Consider the following 1888-nt stretch of genomic DNA (forward strand, 5'->3'; position numbering starts at 1 on the left):
TGCAAGGCCGACTTCTTCGGGCTCCACCCCCACGGCAGCCGGGCAAAGGCGCGGAACGAGGCGGAGTCTTCGAGATGGAAGGCCAGTTCCTGGTAGATCCTATGAGGAGGGTGGATAGCGATCCGCGCTGTGACAAAGTGAGGTCGCTTTCAATCAACACCTTACTCTGGAGAGGCCGAACATGCTCGCTGCGAATGAACGACCTGAAGCGCCGACCGCTATCCGCATTGATCTTGGCGCAATCTTCGTCTCCTTGGAACTCAGCCGTTCGAAATGGTTAATCACCTCGCTGTCGCCGGGCGGCGGCGAGAAGATGTCGAAACATGCGGGTGGCGGCCGACGAGATCGCTGGCCTGCTGGCGCGGTTTGCCGAGCTCAGGAGGAAGGCGCAGGCACGGACCGGGCGCTGCTTTCCCATCATCGTGATCCAGGAGGCCGGGCTCGACGGCTTCTGGATCCACCGGGTGCTGCAGGCCGAGGGGATCGAAAGCCACGTCGTCGATCCGGCCTCGATTGCGACCTCGCGCCGGCGGCGGCGGGCCAAGACCGACAAGATCGACGGTGAGACGCTGGTGCGCGCGCTGCTCGCCTATAAAAGGGGCGAGCCGCGCGTCTGTGCGATGCTGCGGGTGCCGACGCCCGAGGAAGAGGACCGTCGCCGCATCTCGCGTGAACGCAAGGCGTTGACGAACGAGCGCGTACGCCACGTCAATCGCATCAAGGGCCTGCTGTTCAGCCAGGGCGTCTCCGACTACCAGCCGCTGCGCCGCGACCGGCGCACGCGGCTCGAGGAGCTGTGGACCGGCGATGGCCGACCATTGCCGACGCATCTGAAGGCGCAGGTCGGCCGCGAACTCGATCGGCTGGAGCTGCTGATCGGACAGATCAAGGCAGTCGAGGCCGAGCGCGACGCCATGCTCGCTGCCGCGCCGGTCGGCTCTGCGCATTTCGCTGATTGTGAGCAGCCGGCACTGCCGATGCTGCTCGCCTTGAAAGGCATCGGGCCGGAGTTTGCCGTTGTCTTGTGGTCGGAGGGGCTGTCGCGTCATTTTGACAACCGACGACAAGTTGCTGCCTATGCCGGCCTTGCGCCGACACCCTGGCAAAGCGGCTCGGTCGATCACGACCAGGGGGTATCGAAAGCCGGCAATCCAAGGCTGCGAACGACGCTGATCCAGGTGGCCTGGCTGTGGCTGCGCCATCAGCCGCACTCAGCGCTCAGCCTGTGGTTCAAGCAGCGGGTGAAGCAGAATGATGGTCGTCTGAAGAAGAAGACGATCGTGGCGCTCGCCCGCAAGTTGCTCGTCGCGCTGTGGAAATACGTCGATGCCGGCGTCGTCATCGAGGGCGCCGTGATGAAGACCCCCTGATCCCCCGATCGCAACGGAATTCCGCAATCTTCCAGGACCCGATCAGTCCTGGCGGATCCAGGTGGGACGAACCGCAGTTGAGTATGGCTTCAAACGCCGCTTGATAGAATGGTCTCGTTCTCCTGAGCCCTTGTCCGCCGCAAGCGGGATGTTGGTTCCGCTGTCTCGAACAGTGACCGTATATAAGTTGGATCTGGCTTGGCAACGAGCCGCGTCTTGCAATCGGGCTCAGACCGTGGATGCCGCAACAACCGACGGAAAGCAAAAAATGTCATCCTGACGACAGTTCCACATTGACGCTCCTCATATGAACTCAATTGGCGATACTGCTTGAGCAGCGCGCAGCGCAGCACAGCCTCGGCCGGCAGCCCCTCGCGGCCGGTCTCGTGTTCGGCGAAAAGATCGAATACACTGGCTTGGACGGTGCGTTCTTGGCGCATTGTCGGCTCCGGCGGTTGCGGGTTTGACTTTAGAATCAGTAGCTTGATCTAAAGTATACCTGAAGCCGCCGGGCTTTG

The 1888-nt window shown here is 62.3% G+C and carries 2 pseudogenes; one reads left to right on the forward strand and one right to left on the reverse strand.

The features are described from left to right. The first annotated feature begins 181 nt into the window (after nucleotides 1–181). Nucleotides 182–1370 (forward strand): annotated as a pseudogene (locus BSG20_RS35225) (IS110 family RNA-guided transposase). A gap of 248 nt (nucleotides 1371–1618) precedes the next feature. Here BSG20_RS35225 and BSG20_RS36230 read toward each other — a convergent pair. Then, nucleotides 1619–1810 (reverse strand): annotated as a pseudogene (locus BSG20_RS36230) (ISNCY family transposase); the annotation flags it as partial. Nucleotides 1811–1888: the final 78 nt, after the last annotated feature.

It is taken from the genome of Rhizobium tibeticum (assembly GCF_900110205.1).
In the GTDB taxonomy this organism is placed as follows: domain Bacteria; phylum Pseudomonadota; class Alphaproteobacteria; order Rhizobiales; family Rhizobiaceae; genus Rhizobium; species Rhizobium tibeticum.